General features: G+C 42.1%; 23 protein-coding genes. 15 read left to right on the forward strand and 8 right to left on the reverse strand.

The genetic code is table 11. The features are described 5' to 3' along the window. Positions 1-253: 253 nt before the first annotated feature. Entirely contained in the window at positions 254-907 is a 654-nt protein-coding gene (pgmB, locus tag QWZ01_RS13225) for a beta-phosphoglucomutase (RefSeq protein WP_290323845.1), read from the reverse strand. Between the two features lie 45 nt (positions 908-952). After that, positions 953-2,815 carry a glycoside hydrolase family 13 protein gene (locus QWZ01_RS13230; protein ID WP_290323846.1) on the reverse strand — a complete coding sequence of 621 codons (1,863 nt, stop codon included), beginning with the start codon at positions 2,813-2,815 and terminating at the stop codon, positions 953-955. A gap of 510 nt (positions 2,816-3,325) precedes the next feature. Here QWZ01_RS13230 and QWZ01_RS13235 point away from each other — a divergent pair. Together QWZ01_RS13235 and QWZ01_RS13240 are read left to right on the forward strand one after the other, a co-directional pair. Continuing rightward, positions 3,326-3,688, forward strand: a complete 363-nt coding sequence (locus QWZ01_RS13235; protein ID WP_290323849.1) for a hypothetical protein — start codon at positions 3,326-3,328, stop codon at positions 3,686-3,688. Between the two features lie 112 nt (positions 3,689-3,800). Continuing rightward, positions 3,801-4,331: a ferritin gene (locus QWZ01_RS13240; RefSeq protein WP_290323851.1), complete on the forward strand. Its 531-nt coding sequence runs from the start codon at positions 3,801-3,803 to the stop codon at positions 4,329-4,331. Between the two features lie 401 nt (positions 4,332-4,732). Here the strand turns inward: QWZ01_RS13240 and QWZ01_RS13245 are convergent, their stop codons facing one another. Both QWZ01_RS13245 and QWZ01_RS13250 read right to left on the reverse strand, forming a co-directional pair. Continuing rightward, positions 4,733-4,990 (reverse strand): (2Fe-2S) ferredoxin domain-containing protein, encoded by a 258-nt coding sequence (locus QWZ01_RS13245; protein WP_290323853.1) that lies wholly within the window; start codon positions 4,988-4,990, stop codon positions 4,733-4,735. Positions 4,991-5,093: 103 nt separating this feature from the next. Then, positions 5,094-6,251 carry a DUF3095 domain-containing protein gene (locus QWZ01_RS13250; protein WP_290323855.1) on the reverse strand — a complete coding sequence of 386 codons (1,158 nt, stop codon included), beginning with the start codon at positions 6,249-6,251 and terminating at the stop codon, positions 5,094-5,096. Between the two features lie 131 nt (positions 6,252-6,382). Between QWZ01_RS13250 and QWZ01_RS13255 the strand changes: the two genes are divergently transcribed. From QWZ01_RS13255 to QWZ01_RS13265, 3 genes are all read left to right on the forward strand, one after another. Further along, complete coding sequence (locus QWZ01_RS13255) at positions 6,383-6,937, forward strand: thermonuclease family protein (RefSeq protein ID WP_290323857.1); 555 nt, start codon at positions 6,383-6,385, stop codon at positions 6,935-6,937. A 30-nt stretch (positions 6,938-6,967) separates the two neighbouring features. Continuing rightward, complete coding sequence (locus QWZ01_RS13260; RefSeq protein WP_290323860.1) at positions 6,968-9,415, forward strand: penicillin acylase family protein; 2,448 nt, start codon at positions 6,968-6,970, stop codon at positions 9,413-9,415. A gap of 122 nt (positions 9,416-9,537) precedes the next feature. Further along, positions 9,538-9,879 (forward strand): hypothetical protein, encoded by a 342-nt coding sequence (locus tag QWZ01_RS13265; protein WP_290323862.1) that lies wholly within the window; start codon positions 9,538-9,540, stop codon positions 9,877-9,879. 56 nt (positions 9,880-9,935) lie between these two features. Here the strand turns inward: QWZ01_RS13265 and QWZ01_RS13270 are convergent, their stop codons facing one another. Then, positions 9,936-10,607 carry a lipid-binding SYLF domain-containing protein gene (locus QWZ01_RS13270; protein ID WP_290323866.1) on the reverse strand — a complete coding sequence of 224 codons (672 nt, stop codon included), beginning with the start codon at positions 10,605-10,607 and terminating at the stop codon, positions 9,936-9,938. A 177-nt stretch (positions 10,608-10,784) separates the two neighbouring features. On the opposite strand from QWZ01_RS13270, the gene QWZ01_RS13275 reads away from it, so the two are divergent. Together QWZ01_RS13275 and QWZ01_RS13280 are read left to right on the forward strand one after the other, a co-directional pair. Continuing rightward, entirely contained in the window at positions 10,785-11,771 is a 987-nt protein-coding gene (locus QWZ01_RS13275; protein ID WP_290323868.1) for a LuxE/PaaK family acyltransferase, read from the forward strand. 274 nt (positions 11,772-12,045) lie between these two features. Continuing rightward, positions 12,046-12,732 carry a PH domain-containing protein gene (locus tag QWZ01_RS13280; protein ID WP_290323870.1) on the forward strand — a complete coding sequence of 229 codons (687 nt, stop codon included), beginning with the start codon at positions 12,046-12,048 and terminating at the stop codon, positions 12,730-12,732. An 80-nt stretch (positions 12,733-12,812) separates the two neighbouring features. Here QWZ01_RS13280 and QWZ01_RS13285 read toward each other — a convergent pair whose 3' ends face one another. The 3 genes from QWZ01_RS13285 to tyrS form a co-directional block, all read right to left on the reverse strand. Continuing rightward, positions 12,813-13,265, reverse strand: coding sequence for an RES family NAD+ phosphorylase (locus tag QWZ01_RS13285; protein WP_290323872.1), 453 nt, complete (start codon positions 13,263-13,265; stop codon positions 12,813-12,815). After that, a complete protein-coding gene (locus QWZ01_RS13290) occupies positions 13,265-13,759 on the reverse strand; it encodes an Xre family toxin-antitoxin system antitoxin (RefSeq protein ID WP_290323874.1) in 495 nt (164 codons plus the stop codon). The genes QWZ01_RS13285 and QWZ01_RS13290 overlap by 1 nt, the downstream gene beginning before the upstream one ends. A gap of 103 nt (positions 13,760-13,862) precedes the next feature. Next, positions 13,863-15,146, reverse strand: coding sequence for a tyrosine--tRNA ligase (gene tyrS, locus QWZ01_RS13295; RefSeq protein ID WP_290323876.1), 1,284 nt, complete (start codon positions 15,144-15,146; stop codon positions 13,863-13,865). Positions 15,147-15,296: 150 nt separating this feature from the next. On the opposite strand from tyrS, the gene QWZ01_RS13300 reads away from it, so the two are divergent. The 8 genes from QWZ01_RS13300 (at position 15,297) to QWZ01_RS13335 (ending at position 22,595) form a co-directional block, all read left to right on the forward strand. After that, a complete protein-coding gene (locus QWZ01_RS13300; protein ID WP_290323878.1) occupies positions 15,297-15,962 on the forward strand; it encodes a hypothetical protein in 666 nt (221 codons plus the stop codon). A gap of 207 nt (positions 15,963-16,169) precedes the next feature. Then, a complete protein-coding gene (gene rpsA, locus QWZ01_RS13305; RefSeq protein WP_290323880.1) occupies positions 16,170-18,152 on the forward strand; it encodes a 30S ribosomal protein S1 in 1,983 nt (660 codons plus the stop codon). A 189-nt stretch (positions 18,153-18,341) separates the two neighbouring features. After that, positions 18,342-18,569: a hypothetical protein gene (locus tag QWZ01_RS13310; protein WP_290323882.1), complete on the forward strand. Its 228-nt coding sequence runs from the start codon at positions 18,342-18,344 to the stop codon at positions 18,567-18,569. Between the two features lie 7 nt (positions 18,570-18,576). Continuing rightward, entirely contained in the window at positions 18,577-18,972 is a 396-nt protein-coding gene (locus QWZ01_RS13315) for an ACT domain-containing protein (protein ID WP_290323884.1), read from the forward strand. A gap of 109 nt (positions 18,973-19,081) precedes the next feature. After that, positions 19,082-19,630, forward strand: a complete 549-nt coding sequence (pyrR, locus tag QWZ01_RS13320; protein ID WP_290323886.1) for a bifunctional pyr operon transcriptional regulator/uracil phosphoribosyltransferase PyrR — start codon at positions 19,082-19,084, stop codon at positions 19,628-19,630. A 60-nt stretch (positions 19,631-19,690) separates the two neighbouring features. Continuing rightward, positions 19,691-20,071: a four helix bundle protein gene (locus QWZ01_RS13325; protein WP_290323888.1), complete on the forward strand. Its 381-nt coding sequence runs from the start codon at positions 19,691-19,693 to the stop codon at positions 20,069-20,071. Positions 20,072-20,141: 70 nt separating this feature from the next. Further along, complete coding sequence (locus QWZ01_RS13330; RefSeq protein ID WP_290323890.1) at positions 20,142-21,068, forward strand: aspartate carbamoyltransferase catalytic subunit; 927 nt, start codon at positions 20,142-20,144, stop codon at positions 21,066-21,068. A gap of 90 nt (positions 21,069-21,158) precedes the next feature. Further along, positions 21,159-22,595 carry a serine hydrolase domain-containing protein gene (locus QWZ01_RS13335; protein WP_290323892.1) on the forward strand — a complete coding sequence of 479 codons (1,437 nt, stop codon included), beginning with the start codon at positions 21,159-21,161 and terminating at the stop codon, positions 22,593-22,595. Positions 22,596-22,603 lie beyond the last annotated feature (8 nt).

Genomic DNA, 22,603 nt, shown 5'->3' on the forward strand with positions numbered 1-22,603 from the left:
TATCACAATCTCAATATAAAGCTTTGTCATTCTGAACGGAGTGAAGAATCTGCTCGTAGACGGATCCTTCGTTCTTCAGGATGACAAAGAGATTATGGAATTTGCTTCATATCTCGCACTGATGTGGAGTTTTCATATTTAATATATTCTTTGTCATTGCGAGCGTAGCGTGGCAATCGCAAACTTTGCAAGGAGATTTGTGCAGTTCGCGATTGCTTCGTCGTTCCTCCTCGCAATGACATGGTTTATTTGCTTAGGGTAGCATTTCCAATTCCTCCACCGTAACCTTATTCAAGCCGCTCACCACCAGGTCAGCTTCGTGCAGGGTTTCGGGGTCGCCGATACCGATGGCTTTCATGCCGCCTGCTTTGGCTGCCTCTACCCCGGCTATGGCATCCTCAAATACCACACAGTATTGGGGTTCAATACCCAATTCCTCGGCCCCTTTCAAAAATACTTCTGGATCGGGCTTGGCTTTACTTACCTTGTTGCCATCAATAATGGCATCAAATAAGTGCGTGATGTTCAGCTTATCCAGTATGGTCATGGAGTTTTTACTGGCCGAACCCAGCGCGGTTTTGAGGCCCGCGTCGCGGCAGCTTTCCACAAACTCGCGTGCGCCGGGTAAAATCTCGGCAGGTGTCATCTGGTTTATCATATCGGTATACCAGATATTTTTCTGGGTAGCCAGCTGTTCCTGCTCGGCTTCGGTTTTGGTTACACCGCCCCAGCCCAGTATCAATTGCAGCGAACGTACACGGCTCACGCCCTTCAACTGCTCGTTCTGATGTTCGCTAAAATCAAAGCCCAGCGAGTTTGCCAGGCGCCTCCAGGCTTTATAATGGTATACAGCAGTATCAACAATTACACCGTCGAGGTCAAAAATACAGGCTTTAATATTGCTCATTTTTATATTTTAATGTGGGTAACAGTATGCCACTAAGTTAAATGATTAATGGGTAACGTTGGGCAATAATTCTAAAACCAATGTTGATTTGGCAGGGATACTCAGCTGCCCCAGGTCGATATTTTCATCAGTGATGATGTTGCGGGCCTTTTTGGCATCGCCAATACGTTCCAAATACCTTTCGGTGCCGGTATCCTGTGGCTTATCGCTGCTGTTAAAAACTACCATCACTGTTTTTACCGCATCGTACCTGAAATAAACATAAATACCTTTTTCGGGCACATACTGCATCAGCTTACCTGTTTGCAGGGCCGTGATATTTTTGCGATAGTTGGCCAGTTTACTCACATAGTTAAAAGCGTCGCTCTCCTTTTTGCTACGGCCATCAGCGGTAAACTTGTTGCTTTTATCACCTGCCCAGCCACCTGGGAAATCCTCACGCACAAGCCCATCGGGATTGGAAAAATTTTTCATCAATATCTCATCGCCATAATACAATTGCGGCACACCGCGCATGGTAAGCAGCATGGCCATAGCCGATTTATATTTGCTGATATCCTCACCCACAACAGATAACATCCGGCTCATATCGTGATTATCCAAAAAGATAGTATTGCGGGAGGCATCCTGATATAAAAAATCCTGAGCCAGAATAGAATACAGCCTGCCAACTCCATCTGTCCAGCCGTCCTTACCGTTAATAGCCTCGTAAATGGCATCTTTGAGTACCCCGTCGGTTACACCAGGAAGGTTGGTATCAAAGCCTCGGTTAACCGTATTACCCTGTGTAAAAAAGGCTTGGTTGGCGGCCGACCAAACCAGCGTTTCGCCAAAGATGGATAAGTTCGGGAATTCAGCCTTCACCGCCTGCGCCCATTTGGCCATGTAAGCGGCATCATTATAAGGATAAGTATCCAGCCTGAACCCATCTATTCCGGCATACTCCACCCACCAGATGTGGTTTTGGGTAAGATAGTTTTGCACATAGATATTATTCTCATTTAAATCGGCCATGCGGTGGTCAAACCAGCCATCAAGCATCAGCTTGCGGTCGGTTGGTGAGGCATGCGGGTCCATCACAGCGGCATCCCTAAAGTTTGATTTGGTATAAACCGGCCATTGATGTACCCAGCTTTTCATCGGCATATCGCTGATCAGGTAACCCTCGGTACCGGCGTGGTTATGCACCAGATCTTTAACAACCTTAATGCCCATGCTGTGGCATTTTTCAACAAATTGCTTGTAAAGCTCATTGGTGCCGTAGCGCGGGTCTATCTTGTAATAATCGGTAACGGCATAGCCATGGTATGATGCGCTGGGCTCATCGTTCTCAATTTCGGGAGTGAGCCATATGGCCGTAATACCAAGGGATTTGAGATAATCCAGGTGATTCATGATACCCTTAATATCCCCGCCATGTCGGTAAAACATCGAATCGCGGTTGATGCCCTTTTCGCGCAGGTTACTGAACGAATCATTTGCTGGGTCGCCATTGGCAAACCTGTCGGGCATAATGAGGTAAATCACATCCTTACTGGTAACACCTTGCGCCCGGCCTGCTGAGCGGTCGCGTTTTTTGAGCGCGTAAGTATAGGTCAGGTCTTTTTGGCCTGCTAAGGTAAATTTTATAGGGAACGAACCCGGTTTGGCGGCAGGAGCTATCAACAGATCAAGAAATAAGTAATCGGGATTTTCAACCTTATGAACGGCTTTCAATTTAACACCGGGGTAATTTAATACCACATTGCGTTGCGCTATTTTGCTACCGTGTATAACCAGCTGCAGGTTAGGGTTACTCATGCCAGCCCACCAAAACATAGGTTCAACACGCTCCAATGCAGGTATCTGGGCCATTGCACCGGTTGCCAGCAGCAGCCAGCAGGTTGTGATTAGTAAATACTTTTTCATGCCAAATAGTTGTGGTTAACAACGGGTTTCCTGATCAAAACTAAGGTAATGTAAAATACAATATTAATTGTAAACGGAGCCGACAGTAATTGGTTGGGAATAAGCAAAAATATTGTCTGAACCAGGATTAAAACAGATTCATCGGATTAAAGGATTTTACTTTAGTTTTTAAATAACCCAGGTAATCCCTGAATCCCAAAAATCGTGGTTCAGAAAATACTATTAAGGCTGCCGCAAGCGTCCCGCTTTTGGACCTCATGATTAGCAATTACACATTTCATATTACCACAAGCGGGACGCTTGCGGTAGCGGAGGATTGTCTGAACCAGGATTAAACAGATTTATCAGATTAAGGGATTTTACTTTAGTTTTTAAATAATCTAGGTAATCCCTGAATCCCAAAAATCGCGGTTCAGACAACCTCCCACATACCCCCTCGGGGTTATGTTAATAAAATTTGACGTTGTTTATTTGGATTAATTATAAATAATAGCAATCTTTGTGAACTATATGATTACCACTGTTGTAGAATTAGATCAATGGACCGATGTTTTCCAGACATCAGCAGGAGCCATTTACCAAAGCGATGCCGAGCGTTGCTGGTATGTTGATTTCGCCGGCAAGGTTGCCAAATTTGATTATCGTTGCCTTTTAAAGCTTCGCAAGGCAGTTTATCATATAGATATTGAACAGGCCCTCCTGAACACCACTAAAGATCCTGATGTAGAGATCATCTTTATCTGCGCCTGCGATCATTGCTATGTATTATCGTTATTACAGATCATTGCCCTGAAAGAATTATTGGAAGGCACCTTTGTAATGCTGGAGCTTAATCATATCATCCACGACCGCTTGTATAACCTTCCTTTATAGCTATTTAGATTAAATTCATATTGCCTTTAAATTGAGCTAATACAAACATATAGCCTTATTATTGTATTATAATATTGACTATAGTTTTTGAACTGTTCAATCTAAAAAGAATATGAAAGACCTGCTCCGCATAAAAAGCCTTATTTCAAGCGAAATTGAAACGCTTTTAAATCAACAAGTAAAAAAAGAAGCATACTCATCATCTGTATATTTATCAATGGCATCATGGTGTAACCGTAATGGTTACGATTTTTCGTCTGAATACTTTTTTAAACAGGCTGAAGAAGAAAGACATCACCAATTGAAATTTTATAAATATATCCTGGATATGGGTGGTAATGCCGTATCGCCAGAGGTTACCGGTATTAAACAGGAATATAACTCTTTCCGTGAAGTGTTTGAAGAAGCCCTTGACCAGGAAATCAGCGTTACCAATTCTATCAAAAACATTTATGCACGCTGCATGAAAGATCAGGATTTTGTAACCATGGAGTTTTTAAACTGGTTCCTGAAAGAGCAGCGTGAAGAGGAATACAAAGCACGCCGCGCCCTTGAACTGTTTGAAGTTATTGGCGAAGAAGGTACCGGCAGATGGCAGATTGACAAGCACGTTGGTCAAATAAAATACGACAGCGAGGCATAATAGCCAGAACCTTTCTCCAAAAAAATTATAAAAAGGCCCTTTGGTTAACCAAAGGGCCTTTTCCGTCGGCTATCACCTTAGGGAATAATTTTCCATACAGGACTTTTATCGAACTTGCATGGCATACAGTTGACTCACCCGGTCTACGCTCCGTTGGACCGCCCTCTTTTCAGCTTCGCTGAAAAGAGGGCGCAAGAGAATTAAAAGAAAAGCCCCTCTTTCCGCCGCAGGCGAAGAGAGGGGTGACAAGCGTAGCGATGTCGGGGTGAGTCGATAAGCAGCTTGATCATCAAATCATTTATTTCTTTGGGTTGGATTCATAAAAAGGTATTTCCTACATTGCAGGAATACATCTTGTTATTGTTCTTAAAAATCTTCTTTTAGAGTTGCTACTTGGACTCTTAAATCAAATCCATCAATTTAAGTACATCTTTAGGGTGATATTCCTTTAGCCAGGTGTTGCCGGGTTGTATACTGCATATGGGTGCGTATTTACACCTGTCAGTGCATTCGGTTTCTATCACCTCAATTTCTTCGGGGCCGTGGTGATGTTTGGCGTATGATTTTGCAAGTTTATACATATCCTTACCGCCTCTCTTTCCGCATTTGCTGCCGGTACATACATAAAGTACCTTGTCTGGTATGGTAAACTTGCCCATGGTAATAATTGCTTAATGTAAAACTGTAACAAAGTTAACACAATAAAGTTCCAATTATGTCATTTACAGATCATTCAAATGCACAAATACAATCACTGTTCAATTAAGTTAGCCTGCTCAGCTTCTGCTTTATAAAACCTGCTGCCTTGGTGTAACCGCCTTCGGCGCCGTCAACAAAATGGATATGACTATTTTCAAGGTCCCTCACATAGCATGACATGACCGATTCGCTGCTTACATGGAACCCATAAAACAGGTCGCCGTCCCTTTCCATTTTATCCAGAACTTCCTGCAGCTGTATTCGTTGCGATGCCTTGCCCGATATTACCGTATTTATTTTACCATCAATCACCAATGTATCTGACATTTCAACCAGGCGGTTAAGGTATGTTTTACCCTTTTGGGTATGGAAGTATATATATCCATAAAATCCTATTAACCAATTGCGCATCAGCTCAAAAAACTTGAGTTTGCCAAACCTGAGTTGCATCTCTTTCTCCAACCGGTTAAAGGTGGTTTTAAATTTTAACTTAGGTACCGATATGGGCTGCCGCAGGCGGGGTTCGCCATATATCAGATCCATATGGTACATTACCTTTTTAAATACCTCGGGTTGTTTATCTTCCTGCAGGGCCACTACCAATAAACTCAGCACCTCATCGGTATTGGCAGGCGGCGCAATCTTATCCCACCGACACTGCATCCCGGTTAAATCAAGCTCTTCGGGATCTATTCCGTTACGCGGGAGTTCGTTTTCGGTTCCTTTGATCTTCCTTTCGGCAAAACTTAGCCCGTTACCCAATACAATGGGGATTTGGAAAGTTTCTGAAAAGCAAAATTTACATATTCTTAGTTTAAACCCCTCCGCGTAAATGTCGGCAACGCTTGTTGCGCCGGTACGCAGTTCCAGTTCAAAATTATCAAGCGTGTTTTGTTTATATATCACCAGTGCTTTCATCACCTTGTCAATAATTGTGGGCGGAACTATAAAAGTTGCCCCATCGCCACCAAAAAAGAAAGGCACCGTTATATTGGCCTTGAAGGCGATATTCAGTACCGATACAATACTACCGGTAGCAATTAAGTTCACGTTTTCATGCTTGCCGTTTTTTACCGCAAGGGTTGAGTTTTTAATATCGGTAACCACCACATGCCAGTTATCAGGAACGTTGTAAAACAATTCCGTTTTTTCAAAAAGATCACTAAGCGGCAGGTTATTTACCAGCAGATCAGAATAAAAAAGCTCATTATTGCTTGACATAAAATCAGTTCATGGCGTATTAGGTTATAATTGATCTTCTGAACTTAATAAATTTTGCGATATTAAGTTTTATGAATTAAAAAAATGTGCAGGTCATTTGCGCATGTGAAAGCTAAAATCTGCACATTTGGATGATGTTCAAAAAATATACTGCCTGCCTCATCATCGTCCTTTTTACGCTCTGGGGCTGTAATCCACGACCCGATAACCTGTACAAAGTAGTTAAAGTAAAAGATGGCGATACCTTGGGTTTGCTAACTAACGATAATCAGCAAGTTACCGTTCGCCTGGCCGAGATTGACTGTCCCGAAAAATCACAGGCATTTGGGCAGGCCGCTAAAAAATTCACTTCCGACCTATGTTTTGGCAAGGATGTTAAACTCATTGGCGATACTAAGGACCGCTACGGCCGCACCGTTGCCCTGGTGCTTTTAACCGATGGCACCAATGTAAATTATCAGCTGGTAAAAAACGGTTATGCCTGGCAATATAAAGCCTACTCGCAAAGCGCCGAACTGGCGGGTCTGGAGCAGCAGGCTCGTGAAAATAAACTGGGCCTTTGGCAGGATGCCAACCCCACCCCACCCTGGGAGTTTCGTAAGGAAAAAAGGCCAGCCAGTGTTGAATATAATCCGGCCAAAAAACATTACCGTAAGCGTAAGCCAAAACTTGAGTATACCTTTTAAAATATTAACTTTATGGCAATAACATAATCTATGAAGTTTATTAAGGCTTTTATATCTATTGCTATTACCCTTATCCTTATTTGGGCGCTGCAAACAAAATTTGGCCCGGTACCGCCGGTTGGTCGTTTTTTAAGTCCGGCGGATGGGTTTTGGCAAAATGCCGAGAGCAAGCATATTTTAACAACCACCCATTTAAAACTTCCAGGCCTTAAGGACAAGGTTACCGTTAAATACGATGAAAATCGTATCCCCCATATTTTTGCCGAGAACGAGCATGACCTCTACTTTGCCCAGGGCTACATAACCGCTACCGACCGCCTTTGGCAAATGGATATACAAACCCGGCAAGCCGCGGGCAGGCTGGCTGAGGTGCTGGGCCCCCAGTTGCTGGAGGTTGACCGTTACCACCGCCGCATGGGTATGGTTTACGGTGCCGAAAAAACTTTAAAGGCCATGATGCAGGAGCCTGCCGTACGCCAAATGGTACTGGCCTATACCGAAGGTATCAACGCCTATATTCATCGCCTGATGCCGAGAGAATACCCCATTGAGTTTAAGATGCTTGATTATGCTCCTGAGGAGTGGCAGCCTATTAACTGCGCCTTTCTGCTCAAGCTAATGAGCGAAACACTGGCAGGCGGCTCAAACGAGTTTGCCATGAACAATATCTTAAAACATTTTGGCCCGCAAACTACTAATGACCTCTTTCCGGATTACCCAATACATGAAGATCCTATCATTCCTGCAGGTACCAAATGGGATTATTTTAAACCGCTGCCTGTTCCCAAACCTTCTGCAAGCTTTTTAGCCCAGATGAATGACAGCGCCAAACGTATGGTTAAGGCCGAAGGTATTGGCAGCAACAACTGGGCCGTGGCCGGCAGCAAAACCGCTAATGGTTATCCTATTCTGGCTAACGATCCGCATCTGAACCTAACTTTCCCATCTATATGGTACCAGGTTCAGCTTACCGCGCCATCGGTAAATGTATACGGGGTATCACTGCCGGGTTCGCCTTGTGTGATACTGGGTTTTAACAATAATATAAGCTGGGGCATTACCAATGTAGATGCCGATGTATTAGACTGGTACCAGATCAAATTTAAAGACAAAAGCAAAAACGAATACTGGTACAACAACCAATGGAATAAAACCAATCACCGGGTTGAGGTGATCAACATTCGCGGGCAACAGCCTTTGTATGATACTGTTATTTATACTCACCATGGCCCCGTGGTTTATGATAACCAAAGCCAAAAAGGAAATAATAACGACTTTGTACCTGTTGGCGATGCGCTGCGCTGGATAGCCCACGATGAATCGGACGAGCTGATAACCATGTACATCTTAAACCATGGCAAAAACTACGCTGATTACCGCCGGGCCCTTACCTATTTTAACGCACCGGCATCAAACTTTGTATTTGCCAGCAAGGATAATGACATCGCTATAACGCCCAACGGTAAATATCCCCTGAAATATAAAGACCAGGGCAAATTTATATTGGATGGTACTGACCCTGCTGACGATTGGCATGGCTGGATCCCGTTTGATCAAAACCCTACGGTTAAAAATCCGCCGCGCGGTTTTGTGAGTTCGGCCAATCAATCATCAACAGATCCAACTTATCCATACTACATCAACTGGTCGTTTGCGCCATACGAGCGCGGCAAGCGCATCAACGACAGGCTTACCGCCATGCAGCATGCCACCATTGATAGTATGCGTGTACTGCAAACTGATACCTACAGCATACGCGCTCAGGATATTTTACCTGCCCTGTTAAAATATATCGATGTATCAAAACTTAATACAAGCCAGTTAGCCGCGCTGCATTTGGTAAAAACCTGGAATAAAGATTATACAGCCACCTCAACCGGTGCCACCCTATTTAACTTTTGGTGGTTAAAGGTTTATAACATGATTTGGAGCGATGACTTTGCCGATAAAAACATGCAGGAAAACTATCCATCAATGGATCGTACCGAAAAACTCCTGATAAATGAGCCGGGTTCAAAGTGGTTTGATAATATTAACACTCCGCAAAAAGAAACCTGTACAGATATAGTGACCCAATCGTTTCAAAAAGTGGTGGATACGCTGACGCATCAGCTCGGCAAACCCGGTAAAAACTGGCAATGGGGACAGGTTAAAAAAATGGAGATCACGCATCTTACCCGGCAGGAGGCGTTTAGCTCAGGCAATTTTGCAACGGGCGGTACAGGCTCAACCGTGAACGCCCTTACCGGCGGTCATGGCCCATCATGGCGCATGGTGGTGCAACTGGGGCCAACGGTAAAAGGATACGGCATACTACCCGGCGGAGAATCGGGCAACCCGGGCAGCTTTTTTTACAGCGATATGCTCAAAACATGGCAGCAAGGCCAGCTAAAAGAACTGCTGTTCCTGCAATCGCCCGATGAAATGTCTGACCGGATCAAAACAACTTTAACTGTGGAAGCCAATAGTAACAAGTAATTAGTATCAAGACTTTTTCACCTCGAAAAAACCATGCGCGTATTGAAACTGACTAATACTGAAAATTACAGACATCTCGATACTAACTACTTGATAATACTTTAAATAAAAAATAAAAGACTATGTTATTTCTCATCATACTCATATTATCATTTGCAAGCGGTTTCTTTTTGCCCTGGTGGGTGGTGGCCATTGCCGCCTTTTCGGCCGCGTTTTTTGCGGGTAAAACTCCGGGACAGGCCTTTTGGTCGGGCTTTTCGGCAGTGTTTATTGTGTGGATAGTTTTGGCTTTGTTTAAAAGCATCCCTAACAACCATATAATGGCAACAAAGGTTGCCCAGCTGTTTCATTTACCGGGCTGGTGGTTACTTTTGCTCATCACCGGGATAATTGGTGGCTTGGTGAGCGGCCTTGCGGCGCTTTCGGGACTGTTACTGCAAAAGGCATTTGAAAAGCAAGAATAAAAAAAATGCCCGTGCATTGCTGCCGGGCATTTTCTGTTTCCAATAATACTATGTTATTAAAAAGCGTCTATGGCGTCTTTTAATATTTTCACACCATCGGTATTGTTCTTGTCTGATGCAAAAATATCCTGTGAAGAAGCTTTTTCACCATAGAATTTTGTATTCGCGCTTTTGTCAATAGCTAAGTTTGAGCCATTAATAGTGATGCCTGCAAATAATCCGCGGCTGCGTGAGTAAGAGTAAACCTCGGCCTGTAACTTATAATCGGTGCTTGCTGTTGAGCTACGACCAACTGGGCCCGCCGCGGCTGATATATCGCCACCAATGGTAAAGTCGCCATTTTTAACTTTGGTTAACACCCCTTTGTGGTGAAATACCAGTATCAGGTCAACAGATTGTACACCTATCTGCAAACCAAAGCTACCGCCTGTTAAGGTAACAAAAACAGGGTCGCTCCATTTACCGTTGGCCAATTTTACCATGGCAACGCCCCGGCCGCGTTTACCGCCAATACCTAAACCTGCATTGATTAGTTTAGGAATAATGACAATCCCTTCACTTTGCTCCATCAGCTCATGCGGAATGGTTTCTTTCATTTTGGCAAATTCCTTTACTACGTTGGCCGCGTTATGAACGCGTTCGGTTTCCTTATCCGCGTCTTTGGCCGATGTCAGCACAAAAAACAAACTTAGTATAAGCGGAAACCTTAAAAATTTTAATGTTTTCATGGGGTCAGTCTTTTAAAATAACTCTGTTATGTAATATTAATTTAACAACCCCAAAAATGTACACTTGTTTTGATATATCAAGTAATAAAAGCATCATATTAATCATACCAACCTATCACTGCTGCTGTTATGCCGAAATTTGAAATCTGCCCGTGGTAATAGCTATCTTTGCAAACAATGAGCACACCGGATAAACAACGGATATTTTCTATCAGTACTCCTGCAGATTTCAACCACATGGCTTTGCAGATATTTCAGTACCAGGCCAAAAACTGCGAGGTATATCATCAATTTATTTCGGGTTTAAAAATTGATGCCAGCAAGATCAACACGGTTGAACAGATCCCGTTTTTGCCTATTGAGTTTTTTAAATCGCACCGGGTGCTTAGCAGCTATGCACATGTTGAGCTCACCTTTACCAGTTCAGGAACTACGGGCGTAACCACCAGCAGCCATTACGTAACCGATAAAACCTGGTACGAGTATAGTTTTAATGATGCCTTTAAATTGTTTTATGGCGACATTCGGGATTATACTGTACTGGCCCTGCTGCCCTCCTACCTGGAGCGCGAAGGCTCATCGCTCATTTACATGGTGCAGCACCTCATCAAAGAATCGCAAAATCCCGATAGTGGTTTCTTTTTATATAATCATGATGAATTATATCATCAGCTTAAAAAACAGCAGCAAGCCAATAAACCCACCATACTGATTGGCGTAACCTTTGGTCTGCTTGATTTTATGGAGAACTACCAGATTAACTTTCCCGAACTCATCATTATGGAAACAGGCGGCATGAAAGGCCGTCGCAAAGAGATGATACGCGAAGAACTTCATGCGGTGTTATGCAGCGGCTTTGGTGTAAAGGCCATACACTCAGAGTACGGGATGACTGAGCTGCTATCGCAGGCCTACTCTACCGGTGATGGCATCTTTGTATGCCCGCCCTGGATGAAAATCATGATTCGCGATACTAATGACCCCATGAGCGCGTTACCAAATGGCAAAACAGGCGGTATTAATGTGATTGATCTGGCCAATATCAACTCCTGCTCGTTCATAGCCACACAGGATCTGGGCAAAACCTATCCGAACGATTCGTTTGAGGTTTTGGGCCGGTTTGATCAGTCGGACATCAGGGGATGTAATTTGCTGATAGCATAGAGAAGCAATAAGTAAGACCCAAGAATCAAGAGGGTACAGTCAAGACATAAGATACAAGAACCAAGAAAAGACAAACTTACATGCTTACCGTTGGTAAGTCCAATATTTCTAATTTGTAATAGAATCAATAACTAATTGTTTTCTTGTCTCTTGAATCTTGTTTCCTGACTCTTAAAAACAAGTAGCTAATTTTTTTCTTGATTCTTGGCTCTTGATTCTTGACTCTCCATAAAACAATTATTCCTATTTTTGCACGCATCATAAATGCTAACACATGATTGAGAAATTTTTAAACGAGGAACAAGATCCCAAAGCAGTTGAAAAAGTTTATTCGCGTTTGGTCGACCTCCTGTCTTCCGGCGAGGAGATCATTTATATAGCGGTTCAGAAAAAACCGTTGGTAAACTTATTTCCGGATTGTATAGCCATTACCAACAAGCGTGTATTATTTTTTACCCCGGCCAACCTGGGTTTATCTATCAAGTTTGTTGATTTTGTTTGGAAAGATATTGTTGACGTACATACCAAAGAAGAAATTATAGGCGCCGTATTCAGCGTAAAAACTACCAACGGAGCCGAAATGGCGGTTGATTACTTACCTAAGGTTCAGGGCCGTAAATTATACCAATACGCCCAGGAACGTAAGGAAATTGAGCGTGAGGCCCGCCGCCAGCGTGAGCTGGAACAAAAACGTGCCGAATCAGGTTCAATCCAGTTTGATAATCCGGCAACAGCTCATACATCAACAGCTCAGCAAGCTTTTGTAGCCCAGGCTCCGGTAGCAGTACCGCAACCAGCGCCTGCTCCTGTAGCTCCACCGGCACCGGCTCCTGTTGTGCAGGAAGCAAAACCAGATGAGCTTACCGAAAAACTAAAAAAACTAAAAACATTGTTTGATAACGGCCTGATATCGCAGGAAGAATACAATGCCAAAAAATTGGATCTGTTGAGCGATTTTTAATAACGGATCAGGATACCAACTAATATAAAAAGGCGATAAGTGAATCACTTATCGCCTTTTTTATTGGTCAAATTGAGTCATTATAACAGCCGGTCATCAAAGCTAAAGTGTGCCTTTTTAACAATTTGTATCTTTTTAGCATCAGGATGCTGTGGATTAACCACATAATTATATTCGGCAGGTACAACTGCCGAAGGTACTTTCATTAATAAATACTGTTGCTTTTTCAGAAAATCATCACCCAATTCCCTTAACATTCCCGGTGCCGATACATCCTGCCAGTTCTTAGGTAATAAAACGGTATCTAATAAGGCAATACTATCATCAGGCACTTCAATTTCGGCAAGGCAAAAATTATCCGGAACAATTAAGGGATTTAAATGAACCAATACCTCCAATACAGCTAATGATATTGATGAGGCCAGGTAAAGCATGGCCCGGCCTTCGCTGTTCCATCTTCCACCGTAAAGGCGGGCACCAGTTCCGCTCAGATCATTAGCATACTGGCATTTAGCAATACGATACAGTATCATCAGGCAAAAATACCGTACTCAATACGCCCTAATTCTTTAAATACCATATCAAAACCGGCAGATGTATCTAAAAGAGCAAGTGGAGCCTCCCCCCTAAAAACAAGACCGGGAGTTTTTATCCATATTTTAAACTTATCTATAGAGCCAAAAACCTCCTCGCCACGGGTATACAGGCGAGCTAACTCAACAGCTTTTTCGGCGTATTCTGTTTTTATGATATCATCATCATCATAACGTTGCAAGGTGCGTTCAGAAATATGCAATATGTTGGCCAGCTCCTGTATATTTAAGGATATTTTTTTGGCCAGCGAAAGTAAAACCCGCTTCGGGAAACCCTGACGGGCAAGTGTTAACACATCAAAATCATTAGAAAGCTTTGGTAATTTAGAGCTCCCTAACAAATTATAAATAGATGGAGAGTTTCCCTGAATTGCATAAGCAGCCATAGGCTCATTCAATTCAATTTTGCTATCTGTTTTTGATTTATACGACATATATACAAATATAATTACCATTTGTCGTATTTCAAAATGTTATAATAAAAAAGGGAATGATTATCATCATCCCCTCAGGTAACCTAATAATATGTAAATGAGTTTATTCAGCAACAATCAAAAAGTAATTCTTTTTGCCTTTTTGGGCTACAAGGAATTTACCTCCAATTAACGAATCGGTATTATAAACATCATCGGCAGTAGCTATTTTAACTTTGTTGATAGCCGTACCACCACCTTGTATCATCTTTTTGGCTTCGCCTTTTGATGGGAATACAGCTGTTTTAGTAGCCAGCAGATCGGTAACATTGATACCTTCCTTCAATTCGGTTAATGATACGGTAAAGTTTGGCACTCCGGCAAATAAATCCAGTACCTCAGCATCGCTTAGTTCATTTAAAAACTCAATGCCTATGTTGCCAAATAAAAACTCTGATGATTTAATGGCTTTTTCGTACTCCTGCTCGTTATGCACACGGATGGTAATATCTTTTGCCAGTGCCTTTTGCAACACGCGCAAATGCGGCGCGGCATCATGCTCGGCTTCTAAAGCTTCGATCACATCGCGTTCAAACAAGGTAAATATGCGGATGTAGGCTTTGGCATCAACATCGGTAGTGTTTAACCAGAACTGGTAAAACTGGTATGGCGATGTGCGCTCGGCATCAAGCCAAACCGCACCGCTTTCGGTTTTACCGAATTTAGTACCATCAGCCTTTTTAATCAGATTAGTGGTCAGGGCAAAAGCTTCACCCGCATCTTTACGGCGGATAAGCTCGGTACCGGTAACAATATTGCCCCATTGATCGCTGCCGCCCATTTGCAGGGCACAGTTATGGTGTTTCCACAAATAATAAAAATCGTATCCTTGAACCAGCTGATAAGTAAATTCGGTAAACGACATGCCGGTATCGCCTTCCAAACGTTTCTTTACAGAATCTTTGGCCATCATGTAGTTTACAGTAATATGCTTGCCCACATCACGGATAAAATCAAGGAAGGTAAAGCTTTTGAACCAATCGTAATTGTTCACCATTTCGGCACTGTTGGCGCCGGTATTAAAATCAAGAAAACGGGTAAGCTGTTTTTTTACCGACTCAAGGTTGTGCTGCAATACATCCTCGGAAAGTAAATTACGCTCCTGCGATTTACCTGATGGATCGCCCACCATGCCTGTTGCACCACCAACCAGTGCATAAGGCTTATGACCGGCCCGCTGAAAATGGATCAGCGTCATGATCTGGGTTAAATGGCCCACGTGCAATGAATCGGCAGTAGGGTCAAAACCAATATATCCCGAGGCCATGCCTTTATTTAACATATCTTCGGTACCGGGCATAATAGTATGCAGCATACCGCGCCAGGTTAATTCTTCAACAAAGTTCATATTAAGAGGAGTTTCAAAAGCTGCAAATATAAAAGAATAATTGGCTGGGCTAAAGGGGATCACCGATTAACTAAAGGTAAATTCAATTTCAAATAATTACTTATTTTTTGTACATTGATCAAAACAGGCTATTTTGCAGAAACACCGCCTATGAATTTTTTATCGCATTATTATTTTGACCGGCACGTAAACAACTGTTACCATATATTAGGTACGGTACTGCCCGATCTTTTAAAAAATGCTGATAAAAGCATTATTCTGCACCCAGAAAAGCTTCACCATACCAATGATGACATTAATAGTATTATAGCGGGATGGAACAAACACCTGGCGGTTGACCGCTATTTCCACTCGTCGGAGTTTTTTGCTACCCATTCGCACCAGTTAAAAAAACAATTGATGCCGGCCATTGAGGGCTCACCAGTAAAACCATTCTTTTTGGGACATGTGGCACTCGAACTTATTATTGATAATCTGCTGCTTACCACCGGTAAAATACAGGTTAATGATTTTTACGCCCACCTTGAGGGCTGTAAAACAGAAGTGATAGCTGAGTTTTTAGCCTTTTCGGGATTAAAGGATGACCGCACTTTCTTTAAGTTTTTTGATGATTTTAAAAGCAGCCAGTACCTGCATACCTATGCCGAAACCCACCAGATAGCTTATGCCCTGAAACGCATTTGCATGCGCGTTTGGCAAAACCCCTTTACCCCGCAGCACGAGGCTCAGATGAACGATATTCTGGATGAATACCGCAACCTGCTGTTCTCCAATTTCATGTCGATTTTTACCGAAATAGAGGCCAAACTTGATTGATACTCATGTAATGTTTTTGTAAACCTCAGGTTAAAACCCCGCAGAGACACAGGCTGTAAGGCCAAAAAGCGAGTCTAACTCCCCTGTTTAACTCAAAAAGGCTTAAATATCAGCAATTAACATTAAAATATTCTTTTATTTAATAAAATTATATACCTACCTTTGCAGTCCCAATTAACAAATTGGGAAAAGGAGAAAAATTATTTAATGGCAAAAAAACAAGAAGCAGAAAAAGAATTAAAAGCGAAAGAAGCTGAACTGGGAACAGTTACCGCATCTGGCGAAAAAGAAACAATTGAATCAGAAGCTGATTCAATATCTATCGAAGAGATCAAATCAAAAATCGCTGCAACCCCAAGCGCAGATTTCGACTGGGATGCTGACGACAAAAAATTTGGTAACTATAGCGATAGCGACCGTGAGAAATTCGAGAAAATGTATGATGGAACTTTCAGCTCTATCACCAAAGGCGAAATCATCACCGGTACAGTTGTTAATGTTAACAACAAAGATGTGGTACTGAACGTAGGATTTAAATCTGACGGTTTAGTTTCAGTATCAGAATTCCGTGATACACCTGATCTGAAGATCGGTGATAAAGTTGATGTATTTGTTGAATCACAGGAAGATGCTAACGGCCAGTTGGTACTTTCACGTAAACGTGCAAAAACTCAAAAATCATGGGAGCGCATTAATTCAGCCCTTGATAATGATGAGATCATCACTGGTTTTGTGAAGAGCAGAACTAAAGGTGGTTTAATTGTTGATATAATGGGCGTAGAAGCCTTCTTACCTGGTTCACAGATCGATATTAAACCTATCAGGGATTACGATGTGTATGTAGGTAAAACAATGGAATTCAAAGTTGTTAAGATCAACCACGAGTTTAAAAACGTAGTGGTATCGCACAAAGTGCTGATTGAAGACGATTTGGAAAACCAAAAAACTGAGATTGTTGCCCGCCTTGAAAAAGGTCAGGTATTGGAAGGTACTGTTAAAAACATTACAGACTTTGGTGTATTTATTGACCTTGGTGGTGTTGATGGTTTATTACACATTACTGATATTTCATGGGGCCGTATCGAGCATCCACGCGAAATTCTTTCATTGGATCAAAAAATCAACGTTGTTGTGCTTGACTTTGATGACGAGAAAAAACGTATTGCTCTGGGCTTAAAACAATTAACTCCTCACCCTTGGCAGTCACTTGACGAGAATATCGTTGTTGGCTCAAAAGTTAAAGGACGTATTGTTACTGTTGCTGATTACGGTGCATTCCTTGAAATCATCCCTGGTGTTGAAGGTTTGATCCACGTATCAGAAATGTCATGGTCACAAAACCTGCGTAACCCTCAGGAATTCCTGAAAGTTGGTGACGAGATCGAAGCTCAGGTGTTAACACTTGACCGCGAAGAACGCAAAATGTCATTGGGTGTTAAACAATTAACTCCAGATCCATGGCAAAATGCTGCTGAGAAATATGCTATAGGTACTCAGCATGTTGCTACAGTTAAAAACATGACCAACTTTGGTGTGTTTGTTGAACTGGAAGATGGTATCGATGGTTTAATTCACATCTCTGACCTTTCTTGGTCTAAAAAAGTAAATCACCCTAACGAATTCACTAAAGTTGGTGAAAAATTAGACGTGGTTGTTTTAGAACTTGATGTTGAGAACCGTAAATTAAGCTTAGGTCACAAACAACTTGAAGAAAACCCTTGGGATACTTTTGAAACCGTATTCACCATTGATTCAATTCATGAAGGTACTGTGTTAAAAGTAACTGACAAAGGTGCTATCGTAGCTTTACCTTACGGTGTTGAAGGCTTTGCGCCAACCAAACACCTGGTTAAAGAAGACGGTAAATCTTTAAAAGCTGACGAAACAGCTGAATTCAAAATCATTGAATTTAACAAAGAAAACAAACGTATAGTTATTTCACACTCACGTATATGGGAAGAAGCTCGTGCTGATGCTCGTGTACAAGAGTTCGAAAACCGTAAAAAAGAAGCAAAATCTGCAAGCAACGCGGTTAAGAAAGTGAAAGAATCAGTTGAAAAATCAACTTTAGGTGATCTTAGCGTATTAGCTCAGTTAAAAGAGCAAATGGAAGGTGCTGAAAACAAAGCCCGCAAGGCTGCGCCGGCTCCAGCTGCTAAAAAATCAGAATCTGAAGAAGAAGAAGCATAAGCTTTAACTGATTGATATTCTTACAAAGCCCTCCCGTTAATTCGGGAGGGCTTTTTTATTGGCCAATTAGTTTATATTTACAATATGAAAGCTCATATTGTAAATATGTTTACGTTTAAAATATGCCTGCGATTAATTCTGCTAACGTTATTTATCGTGTTTTTAACGTATGCCATAAATTTTAACCGCATGGAGATGTCATATGATCTTCATGGTGCCATTCTCATATTTGCCTTCCTATTAGGCGCTTTCAGTTATGTAGGCTTTATCATAAAATCCATTTATTCATGGCACTCCTACTCTAAACACGAAAAAGACGATAGCTATAAACACATTGTTTTACTAAGCCTGCTGTTTGCCTTTTCAGAATTTGTATCCTTAGGAATGATCCTGCCATCACTCCGTTACCCGCGTTAATTTTACTATGACTGGCGAAACCAATCTGCAAACGTTATTAAAAAACATGACTCCGGTATTAAACCCGGGCGATTATGTTTACTGTAACGTATCTGCTTTAGATAACATTGATACCAACCACATTTTAGGCCTATTTAAAGAAAGTGAAGGCTTTACCATTATACTGAAAAAAGAAATTGCCGATGAGCTTAATTTGCAATACACCTACATTGCCGCCTGGATAACGCTCACCATACACTCCTCTTTAGAAGCTACCGGACTTACAGCTGCCTTTGCAGCCGCGCTGGCTCAGGAAAACATCAGTTGCAATGTGGTTGCTGCTTATTATCATGACCATATTTTTGTGGCGAAAAAGGATGCGGAAAGAGCAATGGAAACGCTAAGAAAATTGGCTGATCACTAAAAAAAGATTATTAGCTAACCCCATTTTTTTAAAAAGTCTCCCCTATAGGGGGAGATTTAGAGGGGGCTTTCAAAACTATTTATTATTTTTGCCCAAATCCACCCATACGATGCAAAATCTAACACTGCTCGACGGACAGAAATTTCAGATCACCATACAACGTTTATGCCGCCAGTTGATCGAAAACCATAATGATTTTTCCGATTCGGTATTAATTGGTATACAGCCACGTGGCATTTACCTGGCAAGGCGCGTTGCCGAAGAGTTAAGGAAAATATTGCCCGGCAAAACCATTATGCAAGGCGACTTGGATATTACCTTTTATCGCGACGATTTCCGAAGGCGCGAGTCGCAGCTGGTGCCAAATCAAACTAAAATTGATTTTATTATTGAAGGCAAAAAAGTGATCATGATGGATGATGTGCTTTGGACAGGCCGTACCATCCGCGCTGCTATGGATGCCATGCAGGCCTTCGGTCGCCCGGAAAAAGTAGAATTGCTTGCTTTGGTTGATCGTCGCTATTCGCGTCACATTCCGGTATCTGCCGATTATGTTGGTATCGAGGTAGATTCCATTGCATCGCAAAAAGTAGTAGTAAGCTGGAAAGATACCGATGGCGAAGACAAAATAGTGCTGGTATCAGAAGTAGCAGAATAATGATGATTTCGGAATTCGGATTTTCGATTTCGGATTTATTTAAACGATAGTGATTTAAATTTGGATAAGACGGAACTCAAACGACGAACTCAAAAATTTTCTATAGATGTAATAAAGTTTATAGAAAATCTTCCGCGTAAACGTTCACTTGATGTTTTATCAAATCAATTGATCAGATGCGCAACATCAATAGGCGCTAATTACAGATCAGCGTGCAGAGGTAAATCCACTGCCGATTTTATAAATAAAATAATAATCGTTGAAGAAGAAGCCGACGAGTCTATTTACTGGTTAGAGTTAATGGAAGAATCGGGACTTATAGATTCAACCAGTATATCAACATTAAAAAAAGAAGCCAACGAACTCACCGCAATATTTACTGCAATAGGTAAAACGGCAAAGGAGAAGCAAAGGCTTAATAAATTAGAAATCAAAAAATAAATTTCAGAATCGAAATTAAGTAAATAAAAAAATCCGAAATCGAACATCCGAAATCCGAAATAAAAAAGATATGGCAGGACTAAGCACAAGGCACTTATTAGGTATAAAAGATTTAAACCGGGCAGATATTGAACTTATATTTGAAACTGCCGATACTTTTAAATCTGTTTTAAACCGCCCCATAAAAAAGGTGCCCTCCCTGCGCGATGTAACCATTGCCAATATATTTTTCGAGAACTCAACTCGTACCCGCCTGTCTTTTGAGCTGGCCGAAAAGCGCCTGTCGGCTGATGTGGTGAACTTCGCGGCGTCATCATCATCAGTAAGCAAGGGCGAAACCCTGATCGATACGGTAAACAATATCCTGGCTATGAAGGTAGATATGGTTGTAATGCGCCACCCTTATGCCGGTGCAGGTATATTTCTGTCGAAACATGTAAAGGCTCAGATTGTAAATGCCGGCGACGGTGCTCATGAACACCCTACCCAGGCCCTGCTCGATGCCTTTTCCATTCGCGAAAAATATGGCGATGTAGCCGGTAAAAAAGTGGTGATCGTAGGCGACATCCTGCACTCACGTGTGGCCCTTTCCAATATACTTTGCTTAAAACAATTAGGCGCCGAGGTTATGGTTTGCGGCCCAACCACACTGATCCCTAAGTATATTGGTTCATTAGGCGTAAAGGTTGAGCATAACCTGATCAAAGCCCTTAATTGGTGCGATGTAGCTAACATGCTGCGTATACAGCTGGAGCGTCAGGACATAAAATATTTTCCAACGCTGCGTGAGTATACCATGCTTTTTGGCCTTAACAAAACCATTTTAGATTCACTGGATAAAGAAATCACCGTTATGCACCCCGGCCCTATTAACCGTGGCGTGGAGATTACCAGCGATGTGGCCGATAGCAAGCAATCCATCATACTTGACCAGGTAGAGAATGGAGTGGCGGTCAGGATGGCGGTGCTGTATCTGCTGGCCGGACAAACCCCATAAATTATTATTGGCACTTTTAAAGTGCCATTTTTGTTAGCAGTGTTTATATAGCAGGCACAATTACTTACGTTGTTAATTAAAGTAGCCTTAATGAAATTAATCCGTTTTAGTTATTTATACCTCTTTATAGCCCTCGTATTCTGCTCGTCTGCAGTATTTGCACAAAGCCGCCAGCAAGTAAAAACAGACTCCGTATTTGCCCTGGTTCAAAAATTCTTCAACGCCAAGCAGGCCGATTCCATTTATGCGCTGGGAGGCGAACGTTTCAAAAAGGCGCTCACCCGCGAAGGTTTCCGCTCCATTGCCGATCAGCAGCTTTTTCCGATGAACGGCATTAAGGGATCATCGCTAATCAACTTCGTAAACAATAATGTGGCTACCTATAAACTCATCTTTGAGGCGGTAACCTTGCAGCTACAGATGGGGCTGGATCAGCACAACAAGCTCGACCTGTTCCTTTTTCAACCATTTACCCAGGTAACCGACGATAAACTTACCCAGGTTGCTACAACAAATAAAACAACATCGGCCATGGATAAAGGTGTAGAAGCGGTAGTACGCCCATTCATTCAAAAATCAAATACCGTTGGTTTAAGCATTGGTATTTTAAAAGACGGCCAGATAACTACTTATAATTATGGCGAAACCATTCGCGGAAACAATCAACTACCTACACCGAACACTATATTTGAAATAGGATCAATCACCAAAACGTTTACCTCGGTGTTGCTGGCCTATTATGTAAACGAAGGCAAAGTAAAACTTACCGACCCCATAACTAAATATCTGCCCGACTCCGTGGCTAAAAACCCAGCTTTAAAGCAGGTAACCCTTCAATCATTAAGCAATCATACATCTGGCCTGGCCCAGGTGCCCGATAATCTAAATTTTAACGCTACCGACGAGCTAAACCCTTACAAAAATTATAATAAGCAATTGCTTTTCTCCTATCTTAAAACCTGTAAGCTTAACAGTCAACCGGGCGAAAGGTATGATTATTCCAATTTAGGTGTAGGCTTGCTGGGGACTATCCTATCGCAAATAAGCGGCAAAACATTTGAGCAAATGGTAACCGAACTTATATGCAAGCCGCTGAACATGCAAAGCACAGTTCAGCATATCCCTTCTGCAAAGCAAACAAACGTGGCAAGCGTATATAATGCCACAGGCAACGTAACACCAGCCTGGGATTTTGACGTATTAGCCCCTTGCGGAGCCCTGCGTTCAACTGTAAATGATTTAATGATATACGTTAAGGCCAATTTAACGCCCACATCTGACAGGCTGGGAAAAGCCATGGAGCTTACTCATCACATCACTTTTAGCAAAGATGCCAAAATGGGCCTGGCCTGGCACATCATCCTTGTTGATGGGGTTGAATATTATTTCCACAATGGCGGCACTTATGGCAGCAGCAGCTTTTTAGCCTTTAACAGCGAAAAAAATCTGGCTATTGTTATCCTATCCAACGCTGCCGAAAGTACTGATGTAATTGGTACAGAGCTGTTGAAGAAATTGCAATTGTAATATTAGAA

Origin of the sequence: Mucilaginibacter aquaedulcis (genome assembly GCF_030409325.1) — a bacterium.
GTDB classification, from domain to species: Bacteria; Bacteroidota; Bacteroidia; order Sphingobacteriales; family Sphingobacteriaceae; genus Mucilaginibacter; species Mucilaginibacter aquaedulcis.